Below are 19,270 nucleotides of genomic sequence, written 5' to 3'. Positions count from 1 at the left end.
CCATGACGCTTGCCGACAGTCCGGTCTTCACCGTCGAGGTCCTCGTGACGGGCGTGCACGCGAATGGATTTGGTGAGGTGGGCGATGGTCGTAGCTTCGCTTTCCGCATCGAGGATTCGTTGCTGCGTGTCGAGATCTACCGGGCCTTCCTCACCGAGCTGGTTCCCGATGACAGCGATGTGGTGGCCGTGGGAACCCGGCCCATCACTGATATCGATGTCACCGATGAACGCAGCATCGTTGCCGCGGTGCGCGATCTGGTCGCCGACGCGCAGCCGGTGAGCATCAGCCGCCTCGCCCGGCTGCTGGCCGGCTAGGGCGATCTGCCGCCGCGTCCAGTACGGTCGCTGTCGTGGATTCGGCAGTAGCGGCAATGTCCTGGTTGCAAGTGATCGTGCTGGCGGTGGTCCAGGGACTTACCGAATTCCTGCCGATTTCGTCCTCGGGCCATCTGGCCATCGTGTCGCGGGTGTTTTTCGATGAGGATGCGGGCGCGTCCTTTACGGCGGTCTCCCAGTTGGGCACGGAGGCGGCGGTTTTGCTCTACTTCGCCAAGGACATCTGGCGCATCCTTCGTGCATGGTTCGGGGGGCTGTTCGTGAAGGCGCACAGAACTTTTGACTACTGGATGGGCTGGTACGTCATTGTCGGCACCATGCCCATCGGCGTGTTGGGTCTGGCATTCAAGGATCAAATCCGTTCGGGTGCAAGAAATTTGTGGCTCATCTCGGCCTCGCTCATCGTCTTCGCGCTGGTCATCGCCGTCGCGGAGTACTACGGGCGGCAGGTGCGTCACACCGAACAGCTCACCATGAAGGATGCTGTGATCGTCGGTAGCGCACAGGCTTTGGCTCTGATCCCGGGTGTATCCCGGTCGGGTGCCACCATCAGCGCCGGGCTGTTCCTCGGACTGGACCGGCCCGCGTCCGCCCGATTCGGATTTCTGCTGGCCATACCGGCGGTGCTGGCCTCCGGGCTGTTCTCCCTGCCCGATGCGTTCCACCCGGTGACTGAGGGCATGCGTGCGACGGGTCCGCAGCTGCTGGTGGCCACCCTGATCGCCTTCGTCATCGGCTACGCGGCAGTCGCCTGGCTGCTCCGCTTCATCAGCAACCACAGCATGTACTGGTTCGTCGGATACCGCGTGGTCCTGGGGCTCACGGTGATGGGTCTGCTGGCTGCCGGGGTGGTGAGCGCGTCATGACGGTCATCCTGTTACGTCACGGGCGGTCCACCTCGAATGTCGCGCACACCCTCGCCGGCCGCAGCCCAGGTGTCGAGCTCGACGAGAAGGGACAAGTCCAGGCACGGGGGATCGTCCACCGTCTGGGCGCGGTGACGGTTCGGGCGATCATCACGTCCCCGCTGCTGCGGTGCGAGCAGACCGTGGCGCCGTTGGCGGCGGAGTTGAACCTGACGCCTGTCGTTGAGGACCGGCTCGCCGAGGTGGATTACGGGCAGTGGACCGGCCGCGCGATTGCCGAGTTGCTCGCCGAACCCCTGTGGAAGGTCGTCCAGCAGCAGCCCAGTGCCGCACAATTCCCGGGTGGTGAGGGGCTTGCACAGGTCCAGGCGCGGGCGGTCGCGGCGATCCGTGAGCACGACCGGCGGCTATCCGAGGAGCATGGCGGTGACAGCGTCTGGGTGGCATGCACGCACGGAGATGTCATCAAGTCGGTACTCGCCGACGCGCTCGGCACGCACCTGGATGCGTTCCAGCGCATCGTCGCCGATCCGGCCTCGATGAGCGTGGTGCGCTACACCGAGCTGCGACCCTTCGTTATGCACATGAATCACACCGGCCCCGACCTGTCCAGCGCGCTGAGCGCCCGGCCGCCCGAGAAGCCCGCCGGGGCGGCTTCCGATGCCCCTGTGGGCGGCACAACCGATTAGAACCCTTCGCGCGAGGGGTTCATCGACCGGTAGTTTTGGAGACACCATGCCCCGATCGATTCACGTATTCCGCAGCCCGGACCGTTTCGTCGCCGGAACGGTCGGGGAGCCGGGGAACCGTACGTTCTATCTGCAAGCCGTCCATGAGAGCCGGATCGTCAGCGTGATGCTGGAGAAGCAACAGGTGTCTGTGCTGGCTGAGCGCATTGGAACCCTGCTGTCGGAGGTCCACCGCCGGTTCGGAACAGAGATCCCGCCCGAGCCCGATGTGGTTGAGGATCTCAGCCCGCTGGTGATGCCCGTCGACGCCGAGTTCCGGGTCGGAACCATGGGGCTCGGCTGGGACGCCGAGGCCAACTCGGTGGTTGTCGAACTCCTCGCGGTGAGCGAGCAGGAGTTCGACGCCTCCGTGGTGCTCGATGACTCCGAGGACGGCCCGGACGCCGTTCGTGTGTTCCTGTCCCTGGAAGCGGCACGGCAGTTCGCGACACGCTCCACCCGGGTCGTTTCCGCGGGCCGTCCTCCGTGCCCGCTATGCGAGGAGCCGCTCGATCCGGCCGGACACATCTGCGTCCGCACCAACGGCTACCGCCGGGGGACGGTGCCCGGGGCGGCAGATGATGACGCCGAGTCCTGACGACTCGGGCCCCGGCGGCAGCCCCGAGGAGCACGCCGCCATCCGTGACGGCGAGCTCACCGTCATCGGGCGCATCCGATCCGCGAGCAATGCCACGTTTCTCTGTGAGGTCGAAAGTGGCCTGCATTGTGTCTACAAACCAGTGCGAGGTGAGCGGCCGCTCTGGGATTTCCCGGACGGCACCTTGGCCGGGCGTGAGGTGGCAACGTACCTGATCTCGGCGGAGCTGGGCTGGAACGTGGTGCCGTATACGGTATTTCGAGACGGTCCGGCGGGTGTTGGCATGGTGCAGCGGTGGATCCACGAGCCGGAGCTCGCCGAGGGCGCCCTCGACCTGGTCGATATCTGTCTTCCGCAGGCCGTGCCGCAGGATTACCTGCCGATCCTGCGCGCTCTCGACGCCGACGGCGCGGAAATCGTGCTGGTTCACGCCGATGACGCCCTGCTGCGCCGGATGGCGGTGTTCGACACCCTGGTGAACAACGCCGACCGCAAGGGCGGTCACATCCTGCGGGGTGCCGACGGTGTCTACGGCGTCGATCACGGGATCTGCCTGCACGCCGACGACAAGCTGCGAACCGTGCTGTGGGGATGGGCGGGCAAGCCCGTGGAGCCAGAGTTGCTTGATGACGTGGAGCGCCTCGAGGAGGCATTGCGGGGAGATTTGGGCGCCGCACTGTCGGTCCACATCACTGCGGAGGAAGTGGCGGCTTTACGCCAACGTGCTGCGACGACGCTGGATGAGCCGGTGATGCCGATGCCTGATCGCAACAGACCTATACCGTGGCCCGCCTTTTGATGGGCGATCGTCTAGCCTGGTCGGCACAGCGTGATGTTCCGGGAAGGGACGGGCAAGGGGGGTGCTGACGTGACGGGACCACATGACCCGTATCAGCAGGGACCAGCGGGGCAGTGGGGCGCACCCGAAGGGCCAACTCAGGAGCACTGGCAGGCGCCGCCGCCGACGGCTCCGTACGGTTACGCGCCATCGGACTACCCGGACGATTCGATCGGCCGCCTGTATGACGGAATTCCGCAGGGTTACGCGGTTCCCCCGATGTATCCGGGGCTCCCAGGGCAGGATCCCTTCGGGCCGCAGAAACAGTCCAGGCCGTGGATTCTGATCGCTTCGATCACCGCGGTGGTCGTCGTCGTGCTCGCGGTGGTGTTGGTGGTGATCCTCAACCGGGACACCGATCCGCGCCAATCGGTCAGCTCGCCGACTACTACGGTGTCCTACGCGAACCCCGAATTGCCCACAGTCAGTGGCGCACCGACGTATCTGACACCTACTGCGCAGCCGCCTAGTGCACCAATGCCACTGCCCCAGATGCCTGTTCCGCCCCCGGCGCCGACGGGCCCGCCCAAGGCCGCGGGACAGGTGGCCGCAGTCGGCGACTGTATCGCGTTGGCCGCTCCCTCGGACTACAAGGCGGTGGCGTGTACGGACCCCAAGGCGGCGTGGCGTGTGATCGAGGTTGTCCCCGGCGGCAAGTGCCGGCAGACGTACACCGGATTCACGGCCGGTGATTTCTCGTATTGCATTGCCCCGCAACTGCGTGTCGGCTCGTGCTATCAGACGGCAGTGGTGATGGGCAGCACCGTGTTCGTGGCCGCGGATACCTGCCAGGCGCCGAAGGCATTCGTCGTGTTGTTCGTGATTCCGGGGACGAAAGAGGCCGCGCAATGCAAGGGCAAGCCCGGGGTGGTTCATTCCTTCGCGTTCCCCGACCCGCCGATGGCTATCTGTACGGGCGAATTCGCTCCCTGATCGTGCAAACTGGGATCGGTCAACTTACGCAAAAACGCTTCCGACCAGTCGCTATCGCGCAATAAGATCGTCTCCTCATCTGAGGGGGCATCATGATTACCAACTTCCGCCGGTTTTGGGCTGCCGGCATTCTCGCCGCTTCCGTCGCAGGGGCCATCAGTCTTGCCGGACCGGCACATGCCGATGGCGAGGGAGAGTTCTTACAGCTCATCAACGACAACATTCCCGGGGCAAGCCCCTATAACGCGGGCAATGCCGCGATGTACGTGCACGCCGGGAACATGGCCTGTGGGGTGCTGCGCAACGGCGGAACGAAGGACGAGGCCATTGCGGCCGCCACATTGCTCCCGTGGTCTCCGAAGTGGGCGTCGAAGGCGGTGGTCGAGTACGCCCCCCAGACCATGTGTCCTGACGTCAAACACTGACGCCTAGCGCGGCGGCCCCTTTTCGATCCGCCCGCGCAATGCTCCGAGGGAATCCTCGTGCTCGGTGTGCCAGTCCGAGTCCAGATACCAGGTGTAGCCGGCCTCGTGCAGGGTGGTGATCTTCTCGCGTGTGGCAGCGAGGTCACCGAAGTCGGTAGTTGCCTCGTACACCACGTCGTAGCCACCGGTGTGGCCCAATTCGCTTCGTAGTGAATGAATTTCACGGGCGGCCTCAATCCATCGCCGTAGCGGCGGATTGAGGTCGAACTGTCCGTCGGCCGTGGTGATGTTGGGCAGCAGCCCGTCACAGCGGGCGGCGCGGGACAGGGACTTGCGTGAGCCACTCAGACCCACACACCAGGTGGTGATGCGCGGCTTCTGTGCCGGCGGGCCGGGCACCATATGCGCCGTGGGCGTCACTTGGTAATGCGTGCCCTCGTAGCTGAAGGGCTGACCTTCCCATAGCCCGAATAGGACGTCGAGTCCCTCGTCGAGTAGCCCGGCGCGAGCCTTGCGGCCCTGGTCGCGCTCGAAGGCCAGCCAATTGTCATGCAGCGCACCCATTCCCACCGACAAGATGACCCGGCCGCCGGAGAGTCGATCCAGCGTCGCAGTGGTGGATGCCAGATCCCACGGCTTGCGGCGCGACAGCGGCGTGAGCATGGTTCCGAGCTTGATCCGGGTGGTGCGCATAGCCGCCGCTGTCAACGCCACCCATGCGTCGACACCCCACACCGGTTCCCAGCCGAAGACGGCATCCCAGCCCGCCTCCTCGGCCAGCGCGGCCAGCTCCGCGACGTCGGCGGCGTCACCCGTTGTCAGGACGATTCCGTACTGGATGCCGGCGGTCATGGGCGCGAGTATGCCGACGGGGTGTGACAAATCCTGATCGGGTAATACTGACCGGGTGACTCTTTCCGATGCCGCTCTTGCCGCAGAACTCGCTCACGAAGCCGGACAGCTGTTGTTGCAAGTGCGTGCCGAGCTCGGGTTCGACGACCCCAAGGCGCTCGGCGCGGCCGGTGACAAGCGTGCTAACGCTCTGCTGCTGGAGCGACTGGCCGCCGAACGGCCCGCGGACGCGGTGCTCTCGGAGGAGGCCGTCGACGACAAGGTCCGCCTGGGCGCGCAGCGGGTGTGGATCATCGACCCGCTCGATGGCACCCGCGAGTTCGGGATCCAGGGCCGCGACGACTGGGCGGTGCATGTCGCGCTATGGCAGGCCGATGGTGCTGGGGGGTCGATCACCGATGCCGCCGTCGCGCTGCCCGGATTGGGCACCGTGTTTCGCACCGACGAGACCCGGGTCAGCCCTCCGGCGCGCGCTGAATCGGATCCGATCCGGGTTGTCGTGAGTGCCAGTCGCCCTCCGAAGCTGCTGATCGAGATGGCAGAACGGCACAACATCGAACTGATCCCGATGGGTTCGGCCGGGGCCAAGGCCATGGCGGTGGTGCGTGGTGAGGCCGATGCCTATCTGCACGGCGGCGGCCAGTGGGAGTGGGATTCCGCGGCACCGGCGGGCGTGGTGCTCGCGGCCGGGCTGCATGCCTCGCGCCTCGACGGAACCCCGCTGCGTTACAACCAACCGCACCCGTACCTGCCGGACCTGATCATGTGCCGCTCCGATCTGGCGCGGCCGCTCCTGGATGCGGTGGCCGAGCTCGCCTGAGCACCTCATACAGTGGTGCCATGCAGTCGTGGACGTCGGCGCCGGTTCCTGAACTCGACGGTAGTGGTCCGCAGCTGAGGCTGTACGACACCGCCGATCGTCAGGTGCGACCGGTCACGCCGTCGTCCGGTCCGGGATCCAGCGCGACGATGTATGTGTGTGGCATCACCCCTTATGACGCCACCCATCTGGGCCACGCCGCAACGTATCTCACGTTCGACCTGATCTATCGGCAGTGGCTCGACGCGGGCCTGGACGTGCATTACGTGCAGAACGTCACCGACATCGACGACCCGCTCTTCGAACGTGCCGACCGTGACGGCATCGATTGGCGTGAGCTGGGGGACCGGGAAACCGATCTGTTCCGGGGCGATATGACGGCGCTGCGGGTGCTACCGCCGCGGGAGTACGTGCGCGCCACCGAGTCGATCGCTTGCATCATCGAACTCGTCGAGAAGATGCTGGCCTCGGGCGCTGCCTATGTGGTCGATGACCCCGAGTATCCGGACGTGTACTTCCGCGTCGACGCCACCGAGCAGTTCGGCTATGAGTCGGGGTACGACATCGAGACCATGTCGCGGCTCTTCGCCGAACGCGGCGGTGATCCGGACCGTCCCGGCAAGGCCAATGAGCTCGACGCCCTGCTGTGGCGCGCCGCGCGCCCGGGGGAGCCCAGCTGGGAGGCATCGTTTGGCCCGGGCCGGCCGGGTTGGCATGTGGAGTGCTCGGCGATCGTTCTGCGCGAGCTCGGTGCCGGTATCGACATTCAGGGTGGTGGCAGCGACCTGATCTTCCCGCACCACGAATACAGTGCCGCGCACGCCGAATCCGTTACAGCGCAACGCCGTTTCGCGCGGCACTATGTGCACGCCGGGATGATCGGGTGGGACGGGCACAAGATGTCCAAGAGCCGCGGGAACCTGGTGAAGGTTTCGGGGCTGACGGCCGAGGGTGTGGATCCCGCGGCGATCAGACTCGGGCTGTTGGCCGGTCACTACCGTGCCGATCGGTCCTGGAGTGACGCCGTGCTTTCCGACGCGCAGGGCCGTTTGGCCCGCTGGCGCCACGCAGTGGCGCTGCCCACCGCGCCGGGTGCCCGCGACGTGGTGTCCCGGGTGCGGCGCTATCTCGCCGACGATCTGGATACACCAAAAGCTCTTGCGGCCCTAGATAACTGGGTGACCGACGCGTTGGCGTACGGCGGTCATGACCCCGAGGCCGGAACCCATGTGCGTCATGCGGTGGATGCCCTGCTGGGAGTGCAGCTGTAGCGTCGGTCCATGGGTTCAACGCCGAACAACATCGCTGGTAAGACCGTCCTGATCACCGGCGGTGCCGGTGGAATCGGGGTGGAAGTCGCCCACAGGCTGCATGCCAAGGGTGCCAATCTCGTGCTCACCGATCTGGACGAGACCAAGCTTGCCGCGGTTGCCGATGAGCTGGGTCGTGATCGGGTGCTGGTCGTGGTTGCCGATGTCTGCGACCTGGCGGCCATGGAGAAGGCCGTCGCACTAGCCGTGGAGCGGTTCGGCGGGATTGACGTGGTGCTTGCGAATGCCGGACTGCTGGCCTTCGGCTCGGTGCTGCAGATCGACCCCGCCACCTTCAAGAAGTTGATCGATGTCAACGTGCTCGGGGTATTTCATACGGTGCGCGCGGCGCTGCCCTCGGTCATCGAACGACAGGGCTACGTGCTTATCGTGTCCTCTCTGGCGGCATATGCCGCCGCGCCGGGGGTCACGGCGTACAACGCCTCGAAAGCGGCCGTTGAGCACTTCGCCAATGCGCTGCGCCTGGAGGTGGCGCATCGGGGCGTCGATGTCGGTTCGGCGCATATGTCGTGGATCGACACCTCGATGGTGAACGACCAGAAGGCTAACCTGTCGGCGTTCTCGGAGATGTTGAACCGCCTGCCACCGCCATTGGGCACCGTGACCTCGGTAGAAGCCTGCGGCAAGGCCTTTGTGAAGGGCATCGAGCGCCGCCGTCGACGGATTAACTGCCCCGGCTGGGTGGGTGTGACGCACTGGCTTAAGCCTGTGCTGTCGACGCCGGTTGGCGAGATCCCGGTGCGAGGCATGATTCCCGAGATCCTGCCGCGTATCGACGCCGAGGTGGCGGCCTTACAGCGCGCTGCTCATGACCGGGCAGAGCAGGTCTAGCGACCTTCCCATATACCCATTACGGGTATGGGGTGTGTGTATCGTGGGGTGATGGCCCCCGGCGGTGAACGCACAGTGCGACGCGGAGGTCTCACCCTGGCGTCGGTCCTGCTGCGGGTCCTGCTGAGCATCGTGGTTGTGCTGATGCCGTTGTTGACGTGCCATGCGGCGCCGGATGCGGCTCCCGGAGTTGTTGGCACCTTGGCCGCATCAATGGGTGTCGCCCAGGTGCCACACGTACTCGTCAATCTGGTGGGCGCTGAAGATCATCACGACTGCCACGCGTTGCCCGTGATCACTGCCGCCGTCTCTGCCGCCGGCGTGCTCTCCGGGTGGGCGGTGGCTGCCGCGGCAGTGACATTCGTGGTGCTCGCGGTGTGTGAGATGTGGCGCCCGAGCGCGCACGGTCCGCCCCGGGTACAGCCCCACTGGTTGTTGAGTAACGGTCATGAGCGTCTCGTGCATTTCTGTGTGATGCGGCGCTGACCGGTTCCGGCTGCCCCGCCAGTCACCCATCGTCTAACGAGTAGACGGCGATGCGCGGTCGGGTGACCAATCAGTCATGGCTTCAACACTTTTCAGATAAGGACACGATCACCGTGGCTAAATCATCTGTAGCTGTGCTGCGCGCTCTCGCCGGTCGCATCGGCGGATCGGCATTGGCGGCCGGGATGGTAGCCGTCGTATGGGCGGCCCCCGCCTCCGCCGGTCCGACGCAACCGGGTCCGCAGGCGCCAGGTAACGCCCAGGCCGTGATCACCGCGCTGAAGGTCCGCGGGGATCAGATCGTCATCAACCGCAGCGGTCCCAAAAAGCCGCTGTCGCAGTGCACCGCCACCTCGATCCGGGTCGGTCGGCACATCTATCGGCAGGCGCCGCAGCGCAAGGGCCCACCCACGCGCTCACTGGCCTCCCACGTCATGTACGTCACTGTTAAGTGTTAGGGAATTCTTATGCGCCGCAGGCTTTTTCCATGTCGTTCGATCGCTGCGGCAATGTTTCTCGCCGCGGCGCTGGCCGTCGCCGCATCTCCCGCCGCATCGGCCGGTCCCTCGCCGGCGAATGCCTTGCAGGTGATCACGCAGTTGCAACGCCAAGGTGCCAAGGTCGTCGTCCTTCGCACCGGTGATAAGCCGCTGCAGGCGTGCACCGTGACCGCGGTGCGCGAAGGGAAGTCGGAGTATTGGTGGACCCACCCCCGCATCGCCGACCCTAACCGAGCTAGACGTGCCAATGGTGTGGGTACTCAACTGATTTACCGCACCGTCTACGTCGACGTTCAATGCTGACCAGTTCTCGGACGATCCGCGTTTCGGTAAGCGTGGTTATCGCGGCGGCGACTCTCACTGCGCTCGCGGTGCAGTGTGTGGCGATGCGTCACCGCGATATGGCCGCGGTTCCCTTGTCGCATCATGCCGTCGCGGCCGGGTCGCCGCGGCAGTTCAGCGCGGTCACGGTGCACGATCACATCGGGAAGGCTGTGGTCTTGGGGTGCTCGGCCGGCGACGCTGTGGCGACCGCGGTCGCGACGCCCGTAGTGCCACGTCTGCTGTGGCTTGCCGCATCGATGCTTGCCGTCTGTGTACTGGCGTCGGCGATCGGTGTGGTCCCGACGCGCGGGCCGCCGTCTCATACCGGGGCTGCGGCAATCATCGGGGGGCGCACTCTCATTCATCACCTCTGCGTACTGCGGCGCTGATCACGGTCGGCCCGGGTACCGGCATGCGTTGACGCATGCACGGCCCGGTGCTGCGGCCAACCGTCAGTAAGCTCCGCACCCTCCTGGGTGCGGCTTCACGCATGAGAGGTATTTCGCCATGAACTCCAACTTTCGTGGGCGCCTGCCCGGGATGGCCTGGGTTACGGCCGCGGTTACCGCGGCACTGGTGGCGGCCCCGGTCGCTCAGGCCGGCCCGGGCGCGCTCGGTGACGCCGAACAAGTCATTGACGGCCTCAAGGCCCAAGGCAACAAGGTCATCGTTACCAGGAGCGGCAACAAGCCGCTGTCGCAATGCGTAGCCACCCGGGTGCGCAAAGATCTCGACGTCTTCGGCAACCCGCGGATCTACCCGAACATCTCGTCCGGGCCGACCAGGCGGGTATGGCTTTACAGCGTGTATCACGTCGACGTCCAGTGCTAAACCCCTTGACATATACCCCTGGGGGGTATTTAATCGGGGTATGAGTGCGCACGCGGATCACCCCGGCCATCCGTCTTCTCACATGCCTGCCGCAACATGCGAAGCCGATCATGTCGACCACGCTCACCACGATCACGGTCACCACGATCACGGTCACCACGACCACGCGGGTCATGGCGGAGGCCATGGAGGTCATGCTGACCATGTCGGGCAGTTCCGCAGGTTGTTCTGGATCATGCTGGGGCTCTCCGTGCCGGTGGTGGCGTTCAACGACATGTTCGCGATGGTCATCGGCTATCAGTTGCCGGCCACCGGTTGGGTCCCGTGGATCTCACCGGTGCTCGGTACCGTCATCTACTTCTGGGGCGGCAAGCCCTTCCTGATCGGTGCCGTCGCCGAGGTACGGAGTCGCACGCCGGGAATGATGCTGTTGATCGGCCTGGCGATCACGGTGGCCTTCGTCGCGTCCTGGGGGGCGAGCCTCGGCCTGATCGATCACCAGCTCAATTTCTGGTGGGAGCTGGCGCTTCTGGTGGTGATCATGCTGCTGGGGCACTGGATCGAGATGCGGTCGCTGGCGCAGACCACCTCGGCGCTCGACTCCTTGGCGGCGCTGCTGCCCGACAGTGCCGAGCGCGTCGAGGGAGACGCGGTGGTGTCCGTCGCGCCGGCCGACCTTCGGGTGGGTGACGTGGTTCTCGTGCGCCCGGGCGGCTCGGTGCCCGCGGACGGTCGGATCACCGAGGGCAGTGCCCATCTGGATGAATCGATGGTGACGGGGGAGTCACGCGCGATACGTCGTCACACCGGCGATCCGGTCGTCGCAGGCACCGTGGCCACCGATTCCGGTCTGCGTGTGGAAGTCACGGCGGTCGGTGACGACACCACACTCGCCGGAATCCAGCGTCTGGTGGCCGATGCTCAGGCGTCGAGCTCGCGCGCGCAGCGGATCGCCGATACCGCCGCGGGCTGGTTGTTCTGGTTCGCGCTCGGTGCCGCCGCGTTGACGGCCGTGGCCTGGACGATTCTGGGAGACCCTGACACCGCGGTGGTGCGCGTCATCACGGTGCTGGTGATTGCCTGCCCGCACGCGTTGGGCCTGGCCATTCCGCTGGTCGTTTCCATCGCCACCGAGCGCGCCGCGCGGGGCGGGGTCTTGGTGAAAGACCGCTTGGCTCTTGAGCAGATGCGCACCGTCGATGTCGTGCTGTTCGACAAGACGGGAACGCTGACCAAGGGTGCTCCTACGGTGACGGGTGTCGAACCCGTCGAGGGACGCGAGGCCGATGCCGTGCTGTCGCTGGCGGCCGCGGCCGAAGCCGACAGTGAGCATCCGCTGGCACGTGCCATCGTAGAAGCCGCTCGAGACCGGGGACTGCGTGTCGCTGCCGCCAGCGGCTTTTCTTCCGAGCCGGCGCTGGGTGTTACCGCGGAGGTCGCGGGTGCGCAGGTCGCGGTCGGTGGGCCCGCGATGCTGAAAAGGCATGGTGCACAAGAATTACCGATCGCCGAAGGATGGCGTGCTGAGGGTGCGATCATTCTGCACGTGTTGGTGGATGGGCGGGTCGCCGGCGCACTGCGGCTGGCCGATGACATCCGGCCGGAGTCTCGGGATACGGTCGAGGCGCTGCACAGACTGGGCGTATCGGTCGTCATGATCACCGGTGACGCGCATGCCGTGGCCAACACGGTGGCGGCCGAGCTCGGTGTGGATCGGGTGTTCGCCGAGGTGCGGCCCGAGGACAAGGCGTCTGCGGTGGCGCAGCTGCAGTCCGAAGGGCATACCGTGGCGATGGTCGGTGACGGTGTCAACGACGCTCCCGCGCTGGCCCAAGCAGATGTGGGGATCGCGATCGGAGCGGGAACCGATGTCGCGATCGCTTCCGCCGGTGTCATTCTGGGCAGCTCGGATCCGCGGTCGGTGCTGTCGGTGATCGAGTTGTCGCGGGCCAGCTATCGCAAGATGAAGCAAAACCTTTGGTGGGCGGCCGGATACAACCTGATCTCGGTTCCGTTGGCGGCGGGCGTGCTCGCCCCGATCGGATTCGTGCTCCCGATGAGCGTGGGGGCCATCTTGATGTCGGCATCCACCGTGGTGGTCGCGCTCAACGCGCAGTTGCTGCGCCGCTTGGATCTTCGCCCGGAGCAGTCTGTGCGGCGAATCCTCGGTAGGTGAATGTCAGCGGCTGATGGGACGATTCAGTGCGGTTGCCGCGTCGATGATGGCCGGGTGGTCGAGGTCCAGGAGTTCGACCCGCTCCAGTTTCGGGCGGTGCCAGCTCGCCAGCACCGGCCACGACGGACGGTGGTATGACCACCATCTGACGGCCTGCCACCGCTGGTCCCCGCCGTCGGCCATGGTCTCCGACCAGATCTGATGTCCCCACGCCTGAGTGACGGCGAGATTCCGCGCTACCACCTGTGTGGGGCGAAGTCCAAGCCTGACAAGCTGTTTCGCATCATCGAGATCACATACCCGTAGGTTATCGGGAAGGCTGAACACTCCGAGCGCCCTGCGGGTACCCAGCAGGGGGAACTCCAGTATCGAGTCGTCCCAGATCTGTAGATCCCCGAATACCTCCCCGCATGCCACCTCGGGCCGCGTTCCCAGGTACCAGACGTAGTAGTCGGGATGGTCGATTCGGCCACCGCGTTGCGGTCGGTGCTGGTACAGCGGATGTCCAGGTTGCCCCGTCTTCGCGTCCGCGAGGTACGGGAAGATCCGGTAGGCCAGCATCTACGAAAAGGACCCCGCGGTTACCGCATCCAGTGCATCGAGGACCCGGCCCGGCCCCTCGCTCAACAACACATCCAGCGGGCGGGCGCCCCCGAGGTAGCTGTTCGCACTTTCCAGCCACGTTGTCGCGGCGGGGTCACCCCACACCAGACGTGCCCGCGACACAACATGCTCCAGATCGATGATGAGGGGGGCGGTGCGGCCGCCGGGGCGTTCCTCACCGGAGATCCACCGTGAGGGTTGCGACCGGTTCACCCCGATAATCCGGGCCAACTGCGCGGCCCCGCCAACGGCGTCGACCAGGTAGGACACCCGCAACGGAGCAAGCGGATCGTCGGCCGGCTGTGTGGCGACCGCCAGGCTGCCGACCACCACACGTTGGGGAGTGCTCACCGAGCGAATCGATGTAGACCCGCGCTTTTTCGCAGGGCTGGAAGCCGCTACCGCCTTGCCGGTGGTGCCGCGCCGTGTCGCTGCCATGCCATGAGTATACCCAACAAGTTTGTTGGGTATCGGTCAGCGTGTCTGAGCCGACAGCACCTCGATGACGTGATCCACGGAGGCTCCGCCGAGTAGATCTTGTACCGGCAGCTCAAAGTCGAGTTCAGCCTGCACGCGCCGTCGAAATTCCAGTGCCTGCAATGAATCCAGGCCCATCGCCACCATGGGCATGGCGGTGTCGATGGAGTCGGCGTGGTCGGCGCCGATGACCTCAGCGAGTAACTGCACCAGATGTCCGGAGCGGTTCTCGGGCGTCACCGCCGCGGGCCGAATGCGCTCCGTGGGCGCTGCCGGCCTGCTGTTGTCCACAAGCTCGGAGAGCAGCGGCCCGTACCCGAACACACCCAATACCTCGCGTGCCTGCGTGAGGTCGAACGCTCCGACCAGGGTGTTGCCGGTGTGTCGTTTCATCCCGACGGCAAGAGCATCGGCAGGCCGCATCGGATGGACCCCTGCGGCGGCCAGTTTCGCAATACCTGTGTCATCGAGATCGAGGTGCACGGTCCACTGGCCCCATTGCACGGATACGCAATCCAGTCCGGCGGAACGCTGACGGGCCGCGAGCACGTCCAGCATCCGGTTGCCCGCCGCATACATCAGCTGGCCTTTGCCGCCGATCGTCGCCGCCAGCGATGAGCACAACATGACGTGACAGGAATCGGTGCGGGGCAGGGCGTCGAGGACATTCGTGATGCCCCCGACCTTGGCGCGTAACGCCTGGTGGAACTTCTCGGAGGTGACCTCGGCGAGCGGAGTATCCGAATAGCTCACCGCGGCATGGATGATCAGGTCCGCAGGCGATTCGCGCAGCTCACCGGCGAGTTCGGCGACGGCGGACGCATTGGTCACATCGCAGGAGAGTGCACGAACCACGGCACCGGTGCTGCGCCGGATGGCGTCGAGCCGTCCGGCCACCGCGGCGGTCTCGCCGGAACGGCTGATCAGGGTGATGTGCCGGGTGCCCAGTCGGGCGTAGTGCTCGCAGAATTCCTGACCGAGTTTTCCGGTGCCCCCGGTGATCAGGACGTGATCGGGTACCGCAGTGGCGGTTTCGCTATCGCCGTCCTGACTGGCATCCAGGATGCGCTTGGCGTACATGCCGTCCGCCCGGAGTGCCAACTCCGATTCTCCGGCTGATTGCAGCGCGGCCAGGACGATGCTGGCACTGTCCGGGTGGGCGATATCCGACGTGAGGTCCAGATGCCGGAAGGCAATTCCCGGATGCTCGGCACCCATGCAGCGAAATCCGGCGGCGATCGCGGCGTGCACCGGATCTGATGACGTATCTGCGCTGGTGACTTCTTCGCCGCCGACCGTGACAATCCAGCATCCGGTCACCGAGCTCGACAGCTCTGGCCACCATGTGCGGTCGCCGAAGAACTGTGCCACCGCGTCGGCGGCCCCGGGGTCATCCAGTTGTCCCGCGGCGGGAAGCACGATCACCACAGTGTCAGCGTCGCCGGTACCGGATACCTCTGCGTCGCCAATGATGTGGGCCGATGAACCGAAGTCCGGCGCACCCTCGCGCAGTGCCTCGACGAGCGCCCCGGCCTCGCCGGTGGCGTCGATGAATCCATAGAACCTTGGCGGCATCATCGAGCGCCGGGTCACCTTGGTCCAGGCCTCGCGCAGTAGCCGCGGGTGTGCCGGAGAATCGACTCGGTCTGTTGGGCGATCGGCTTCCTGCGGGACGGAGGTGTGCGTCGCTACGGAAGCCCCGCTGTTCGCCCAGCGGTACGACAGCCAGAGTGGAACGTCGTTGTTCTGAACATTGGGGAAGTCGCGCAATGGCAGCGATATGGGTTCGGATGTCTCGGTGCGCAGCGCGTCCCAGTTGTAGTTGAGATCATGGACGGCGAGGTTCGCGAGGTTGGCGGTGAATTCGGCCAGATCGGTTGCGGTCCGGGTGGATGTGCCTACTACGCACGCGGTGCGTTCGGAGTCCAGAGCCGCGAGATTCTCACGGATCGCCAGCTGCAATGTGGGATGTTCGGCGAGCTCCACGAAGGTGTCGACCTGAGCCGTCACCGCGGTCGCGATGGCGCGATCGAAACGGACGACATTGCGCAGGTTCCAGAACCAATACTGATCGACCGGTACCTCAGGAGTAATCGGTGCACCTAGTGTCGAACCAATGCAATCGATTTCGGAGACCGCGAACTCGCTGACGCCGAGACCTTCGGCAAGGGCCATGCGAATCTCGGCGCCGATCGAGGCGATCATGCTGGTATGCGCCGGGTATCGCACCGGGATGATCCGAGCGAAGACCCCGTCTTCGGTGAGGCGGTCGACAATCTGCTGAACGGTCTCGCGCTGGCCGGAGATCCCCACCATCGAGGGGGAGTTGATCACCGAGAGTTCGGCCCAACCCGATTGCCGGGCAAGCAGTTCCTCGCAGGTGTCGCGATCGGCGGCGATCACCGCCATGACGTAGTCGTCTGCCGGGAATTCATCCGCGATCCGGGCCCGGGTGCCCACCACGGTGACCGCGTGAGCAAGAGACATGGTGCCGGAAACATACGCCGCGGCGATCTCACCCTGACTGTGTCCGATCGCGACATCCGGGGTGACGCCGACGGAACGCCACAGCGCGGCCAGGCCCGCCATCTGAGTGAACAGGGCGGGCTGGACGACACTTGCACGGTCATCGGCGGGAAGGTGTTCATCGAGAAGATAATTCAGCGGCGAACGGCCGAACTGCGTGGCGAACAGTTCCGAGCAGCGGTCGACCTTGTCGCGAAAATCGGGGAACCGATCGTAGAAGAGTCTTCCCATGCCCGGGCGTTGCCCGCCCTGCCCGGGGAACACAAATCCACGGCGGCGAGAGGTCGCGGGCTCGGCATTGCGGATCACGTGGGTGTGGATCGCACCGGTAACGACGGCCCGCAGTGCGGCTACCAATTGATCGTGGTCGTCGACGGTGATCAGTGCGCGGAACCGGCGCGCGGTGCGGGTCCGGAAGATCATGCCCGCAATCCGATTCGGGGTGATTCGCGGGTGGTCAAGCACATACGCCAGGAGTGCGGCGGCCTCCCGGCACAGCACCTCTGGGGTGTCCGCCGAGAGTAGGACAGGGATGGTTCCGTCGGGTAAGCGGTGGCTAGACATCGTCGCCGTCCTCTCCGACTGCGTCGCTGGCAGGCATCGCGATGATGGCGTGCGCGTTGGCGCCCCCGGCCCCGAAGGAAGAGACGGCGCCGTACCGGATGCCATTCTTCGGCTCCCAGGGGTGCAGCTTCGTGGCCAGGCGGATCCCGGTCATCGACCAGTCGACCTTGGTCGTGGGGTTGTCCGCGAACAAGGTGGGAGGGATGTGTCCATGCTGGCCGGCCAACAGCAATTTGATCAGCCCTACCATTCCCGCAGCCGATTGTGCATGTCCGGCATTAGATTTCGCAGATCCCAGCAGTGCGTGTGAGCCTCCGGCCCCGTAGGTGCTCTGCAACGCCATGATCTCCAGCGGATCGCCGGCGCGGGTGCCCGTGCCATGTCCTTCGAGCATCCCGACGTCGGCTGGATTGACACCGGAGGCGGCGATGGTCGCGGCGACCAGCTTCGCCTGCGCCCGCCCGCGTGGCACCAGGATGGGTTTACCCCCGCCATTGTGGTTAGTACGGATGGCCATGATGCGCCCGTACACCCGGTGACCCAGGGCGCGAGCGCGCGATTCACGTTCCAGTACAACCATTCCCACGCCTTCGCCCCAGAGTGTGCCGTTGGCCTCATCGGAGTACGAGCGGCAGTGCCCGTCGGGGTCGAGAGCGTGCATCCGGGAGAACTCATAGAACCCGCCAGGTGAGCCCATGACGCAGACGCCGCCGGCGATGGCCCACTCGCATTCGTCGGCCCGAACCGCGGTGGCGGCGACATGAAGCGCTGCCAAGGACGATGCGCACGCCGAGTCGATGCACATGGACGGCCCGATGAGTCCCAACTGGTGCGAGATGCGACCGGCCGCGCCCAATTGTCCACGGCCGACCACACGCATTCCGCTGTGGGCATTGACTTCGCCGACCGGCGGCCCGTACTCGTTGGGGGAGATACCGATGAAACAACCGGCCTCGGAACCGTCGAGTGCTCCCGGGTTCAGGCCGGTGTTCTCTAAGGCCTTCCACGCTGATCGCATGGCCACCCGTTGTTGCGGGTCCATGGCGACTGCTTCGCGCTGTGTGATCCCATAAAAAGTGGGGTCGAAAGCACTTGCATCGGTGAGGAATCCACCGGCGTCGGACACGCGTCCCCAGCCGTCCAGATTGGATAGCGACAACAGCTCGTCGACGGGCCAATCGCGATCGCGGGGGAAAGGGCAGACGAGCTCGCGAGCGTCCGCCAATGCGTTCCAGAACGCTGCCGGGGTGTCGATCGCCCCAGGCATCTCGATCGCCATACCGGAGATGACAACGGGATCGGCGTCGGTGTCGCTCATCGTCGCGGCGAGTCCGCGCGGGCCGCGTTCGCGGCCAGCAGTTCGGCCAGCGCCTCGGTCTGGGAGTTCAGGAAGAAGTGCCCGCCATCAAACAACGTCACGTCGAGTTCGTTGGTGTGTTTACCCCAGCCGTAGAGGTCGCGCATGGTGATCATGGGGTCTTGATCCCCACCGATCGAGTGGATACGTGCCGCAACCTTGACACCCTCGGTGCACTCGTACGCGTTGAAGGCCCGATAGTCGCCCTTCATGACCGGCAGTGCCATCCGCATGACGTCGAGATTGCCCATGACCGCGGAGTTCGTACCGTCGAGGGCGCCCATATGTGCCAATACCGCGTCATCGTCGGTCGGCAGAGCGGGCTTGTCGGCGATATTGGCAGGCGCCACCGCTGAGGAGACGGTCAGTTGACGCACGTCCAGTCCGGCGGCCTCCGCGAGTCGGACAAACTCAAACGAGACCACGGCGCCCATGCTGTGGCCGAACGTATGGATCGGAACGCCGCGATTGTGTTCCGATGACTGGAACTCGGTGAATGCTCCCGAGGCGATATCGGGAAGCGTCGACAAGGCTGGCTCACCGGCGCGATCTTGGCGCCCAGGGTATTGGAATATCACGACATTGAAATTTGCCGAAGCGGCTTTCGAGAGCGTGCGATATGCCGAAGCGCCAGCACCTGCATGGGGAAAGAACAGCAGTAATGGTGCATCGGGTGACTCCGGCTTATGGAACTGCCTGATCCATCCGAGTTTGCGATCCACGTCGAGCTTCCTTCCAGCTTGCAGATAGTTAGATTAGCCTAACGTAACCCGCTATTGGGTATGCAGCTCACGCTCGGGGCGTGGTGATTCACGGCACCCATGGGGCGTCACCCGCTGCCGCCGACAGACATTAAGGTAAGGCTA

The 19,270-nt window shown here is 65.3% G+C and carries 22 protein-coding genes; 16 read left to right on the top strand and 6 right to left on the bottom strand.

Annotation, left to right across the window (positions count from 1 at the left end; all coding sequences use genetic code 11):
- Positions 1 to 2 precede the first annotated feature (2 nt).
- The 7 genes from B4400_RS17405 to B4400_RS17375 all read left to right on the top strand — a co-directional run bounded on the left by B4400_RS17405 (position 3) and on the right by B4400_RS17375 (position 4,726).
- Positions 3 to 317 (top strand): hypothetical protein, encoded by a 315-nt coding sequence (locus B4400_RS17405; RefSeq protein WP_057968063.1) that lies wholly within the window; start codon positions 3 to 5, stop codon positions 315 to 317.
- Between the two features lie 56 nt (positions 318 to 373).
- Complete coding sequence (locus tag B4400_RS17400; RefSeq protein ID WP_078311784.1) at positions 374 to 1,204, top strand: undecaprenyl-diphosphate phosphatase; 831 nt, start codon at positions 374 to 376, stop codon at positions 1,202 to 1,204.
- Positions 1,201 to 1,893 (top strand): histidine phosphatase family protein, encoded by a 693-nt coding sequence (locus B4400_RS17395; protein WP_078311783.1) that lies wholly within the window; start codon positions 1,201 to 1,203, stop codon positions 1,891 to 1,893. Before B4400_RS17400 ends, B4400_RS17395 begins: the two co-directional genes overlap by 4 nt.
- A 46-nt stretch (positions 1,894 to 1,939) precedes the next feature.
- Positions 1,940 to 2,530 (top strand): DUF3090 domain-containing protein, encoded by a 591-nt coding sequence (locus B4400_RS17390; protein ID WP_078291958.1) that lies wholly within the window; start codon positions 1,940 to 1,942, stop codon positions 2,528 to 2,530.
- Positions 2,511 to 3,329 (top strand): SCO1664 family protein, encoded by an 819-nt coding sequence (locus B4400_RS17385; protein ID WP_502688411.1) that lies wholly within the window; start codon positions 2,511 to 2,513, stop codon positions 3,327 to 3,329. Before B4400_RS17390 ends, B4400_RS17385 begins: the two co-directional genes overlap by 20 nt.
- A gap of 69 nt (positions 3,330 to 3,398) precedes the next feature.
- On the top strand, positions 3,399 to 4,301 hold the full coding sequence (locus B4400_RS17380) for an LppU/SCO3897 family protein (protein ID WP_078311848.1): 903 nt from the start codon (positions 3,399 to 3,401) through the stop codon (positions 4,299 to 4,301).
- A 92-nt stretch (positions 4,302 to 4,393) separates the two neighbouring features.
- Entirely contained in the window at positions 4,394 to 4,726 is a 333-nt protein-coding gene (locus B4400_RS17375; RefSeq protein WP_078311781.1) for a DUF732 domain-containing protein, read from the top strand.
- 3 nt (positions 4,727 to 4,729) lie between these two features.
- On the opposite strand, the gene B4400_RS17370 is transcribed toward B4400_RS17375, so the two are convergent.
- Positions 4,730 to 5,578, bottom strand: a complete 849-nt coding sequence (locus tag B4400_RS17370) for an LLM class flavin-dependent oxidoreductase (protein ID WP_078311780.1) — start codon at positions 5,576 to 5,578, stop codon at positions 4,730 to 4,732.
- 55 nt (positions 5,579 to 5,633) lie between these two features.
- Between B4400_RS17370 and B4400_RS17365 the strand changes: the two genes are divergently transcribed.
- The 9 genes from B4400_RS17365 to B4400_RS17325 all read left to right on the top strand — a co-directional run bounded on the left by B4400_RS17365 (position 5,634) and on the right by B4400_RS17325 (position 12,877).
- The gene (locus B4400_RS17365) at positions 5,634 to 6,398 is read left to right on the top strand and encodes a 3'(2'),5'-bisphosphate nucleotidase CysQ (RefSeq protein WP_078311779.1); all 765 of its coding nucleotides are present in this window, start codon (positions 5,634 to 5,636) and stop codon (positions 6,396 to 6,398) included.
- Positions 6,399 to 6,418: 20 nt separating this feature from the next.
- On the top strand, positions 6,419 to 7,669 hold the full coding sequence (gene mshC / locus B4400_RS17360; protein WP_078311778.1) for a cysteine--1-D-myo-inosityl 2-amino-2-deoxy-alpha-D-glucopyranoside ligase: 1,251 nt from the start codon (positions 6,419 to 6,421) through the stop codon (positions 7,667 to 7,669).
- 9 nt (positions 7,670 to 7,678) lie between these two features.
- Positions 7,679 to 8,560, top strand: coding sequence for an SDR family oxidoreductase (locus B4400_RS17355; protein WP_078311777.1), 882 nt, complete (start codon positions 7,679 to 7,681; stop codon positions 8,558 to 8,560).
- Between the two features lie 51 nt (positions 8,561 to 8,611).
- The gene (locus tag B4400_RS17350) at positions 8,612 to 9,046 is read left to right on the top strand and encodes a hypothetical protein (RefSeq protein WP_139360309.1); all 435 of its coding nucleotides are present in this window, start codon (positions 8,612 to 8,614) and stop codon (positions 9,044 to 9,046) included.
- A 50-nt stretch (positions 9,047 to 9,096) separates the two neighbouring features.
- Positions 9,097 to 9,504, top strand: a complete 408-nt coding sequence (locus tag B4400_RS17345; protein ID WP_502688410.1) for a hypothetical protein — start codon at positions 9,097 to 9,099, stop codon at positions 9,502 to 9,504.
- 51 nt (positions 9,505 to 9,555) lie between these two features.
- Positions 9,556 to 9,849 carry a hypothetical protein gene (locus B4400_RS17340; protein ID WP_286142115.1) on the top strand — a complete coding sequence of 98 codons (294 nt, stop codon included), beginning with the start codon at positions 9,556 to 9,558 and terminating at the stop codon, positions 9,847 to 9,849.
- Entirely contained in the window at positions 9,843 to 10,259 is a 417-nt protein-coding gene (lpqS, locus tag B4400_RS17335) for a putative copper homeostasis (lipo)protein LpqS (RefSeq protein WP_078311774.1), read from the top strand. The genes B4400_RS17340 and lpqS overlap by 7 nt, the downstream gene beginning before the upstream one ends.
- 118 nt (positions 10,260 to 10,377) lie before the next feature.
- Entirely contained in the window at positions 10,378 to 10,701 is a 324-nt protein-coding gene (locus B4400_RS17330) for a hypothetical protein (RefSeq protein WP_078311773.1), read from the top strand.
- Positions 10,702 to 10,936: 235 nt separating this feature from the next.
- Entirely contained in the window at positions 10,937 to 12,877 is a 1,941-nt protein-coding gene (locus tag B4400_RS17325) for a heavy metal translocating P-type ATPase (protein ID WP_212566659.1), read from the top strand.
- A gap of 3 nt (positions 12,878 to 12,880) precedes the next feature.
- On the opposite strand, the gene B4400_RS17320 is transcribed toward B4400_RS17325, so the two are convergent.
- From B4400_RS17320 to B4400_RS17300, 5 genes are read right to left on the bottom strand one after another with little or no spacing between them, the layout of a single operon-like run.
- Positions 12,881 to 13,438 carry an RES family NAD+ phosphorylase gene (locus B4400_RS17320; protein WP_078311771.1) on the bottom strand — a complete coding sequence of 186 codons (558 nt, stop codon included), beginning with the start codon at positions 13,436 to 13,438 and terminating at the stop codon, positions 12,881 to 12,883.
- Positions 13,439 to 13,918 carry an MbcA/ParS/Xre antitoxin family protein gene (locus B4400_RS17315; RefSeq protein WP_078311770.1) on the bottom strand — a complete coding sequence of 160 codons (480 nt, stop codon included), beginning with the start codon at positions 13,916 to 13,918 and terminating at the stop codon, positions 13,439 to 13,441.
- 36 nt (positions 13,919 to 13,954) lie between these two features.
- On the bottom strand, positions 13,955 to 16,984 hold the full coding sequence (nbtC, locus tag B4400_RS17310; protein WP_078311769.1) for a nocobactin polyketide synthase NbtC: 3,030 nt from the start codon (positions 16,982 to 16,984) through the stop codon (positions 13,955 to 13,957).
- 55 nt (positions 16,985 to 17,039) lie between these two features.
- Entirely contained in the window at positions 17,040 to 18,365 is a 1,326-nt protein-coding gene (locus tag B4400_RS17305; protein WP_078311768.1) for a beta-ketoacyl [acyl carrier protein] synthase domain-containing protein, read from the bottom strand.
- Positions 18,362 to 19,126 carry a thioesterase II family protein gene (locus B4400_RS17300; protein ID WP_078311767.1) on the bottom strand — a complete coding sequence of 255 codons (765 nt, stop codon included), beginning with the start codon at positions 19,124 to 19,126 and terminating at the stop codon, positions 18,362 to 18,364. The genes B4400_RS17305 and B4400_RS17300 overlap by 4 nt, the downstream gene beginning before the upstream one ends.
- Positions 19,127 to 19,270 lie beyond the last annotated feature (144 nt).

It is taken from the genome of Mycobacterium sp. D16Q13 (genome assembly GCF_002013375.1).
Classification (GTDB): domain Bacteria; phylum Actinomycetota; class Actinomycetes; order Mycobacteriales; family Mycobacteriaceae; genus Mycobacterium.
Note: the sequence above shows the minus strand (reverse complement) of the source record. Positions and strands in the feature narration are given on the sequence as shown.

Bases quoted from the DNA above. Each gene is read 5' to 3' on its own strand.
- B4400_RS17315 (WP_078311770.1), bottom strand. From the start codon at position 13,918: ATGGCAGCGACACGGCGCGGCACCACCGGCAAGGCGGTAGCGGCTTCC.
- B4400_RS17350 (WP_139360309.1), top strand. From the start codon at position 8,612: ATGGCCCCCGGCGGTGAACGCACAGTGCGACGCGGAGGTCTCACCCTG.
- B4400_RS17375 (WP_078311781.1), top strand. From the start codon at position 4,394: ATGATTACCAACTTCCGCCGGTTTTGGGCTGCCGGCATTCTCGCCGCT.
- B4400_RS17330 (WP_078311773.1), top strand. From the start codon at position 10,378: ATGAACTCCAACTTTCGTGGGCGCCTGCCCGGGATGGCCTGGGTTACG.
- B4400_RS17395 (WP_078311783.1), top strand. From the start codon at position 1,201: ATGACGGTCATCCTGTTACGTCACGGGCGGTCCACCTCGAATGTCGCG.
- B4400_RS17305 (WP_078311768.1), bottom strand. From the start codon at position 18,365: ATGAGCGACACCGACGCCGATCCCGTTGTCATCTCCGGTATGGCGATC.
- B4400_RS17370 (WP_078311780.1), bottom strand. From the start codon at position 5,578: ATGACCGCCGGCATCCAGTACGGAATCGTCCTGACAACGGGTGACGCC.
- B4400_RS17325 (WP_212566659.1), top strand. From the start codon at position 10,937: ATGCTGGGGCTCTCCGTGCCGGTGGTGGCGTTCAACGACATGTTCGCG.
- B4400_RS17390 (WP_078291958.1), top strand. From the start codon at position 1,940: ATGCCCCGATCGATTCACGTATTCCGCAGCCCGGACCGTTTCGTCGCC.
- B4400_RS17320 (WP_078311771.1), bottom strand. From the start codon at position 13,438: ATGCTGGCCTACCGGATCTTCCCGTACCTCGCGGACGCGAAGACGGGG.
- B4400_RS17400 (WP_078311784.1), top strand. From the start codon at position 374: ATGTCCTGGTTGCAAGTGATCGTGCTGGCGGTGGTCCAGGGACTTACC.
- B4400_RS17355 (WP_078311777.1), top strand. From the start codon at position 7,679: ATGGGTTCAACGCCGAACAACATCGCTGGTAAGACCGTCCTGATCACC.
- B4400_RS17340 (WP_286142115.1), top strand. From the start codon at position 9,556: ATGTTTCTCGCCGCGGCGCTGGCCGTCGCCGCATCTCCCGCCGCATCG.
- B4400_RS17385 (WP_502688411.1), top strand. From the start codon at position 2,511: ATGATGACGCCGAGTCCTGACGACTCGGGCCCCGGCGGCAGCCCCGAG.
- B4400_RS17345 (WP_502688410.1), top strand. From the start codon at position 9,097: ATGCGCGGTCGGGTGACCAATCAGTCATGGCTTCAACACTTTTCAGAT.
- lpqS (WP_078311774.1), top strand. From the start codon at position 9,843: ATGCTGACCAGTTCTCGGACGATCCGCGTTTCGGTAAGCGTGGTTATC.
- mshC (WP_078311778.1), top strand. From the start codon at position 6,419: ATGCAGTCGTGGACGTCGGCGCCGGTTCCTGAACTCGACGGTAGTGGT.
- B4400_RS17405 (WP_057968063.1), top strand. From the start codon at position 3: ATGACGCTTGCCGACAGTCCGGTCTTCACCGTCGAGGTCCTCGTGACG.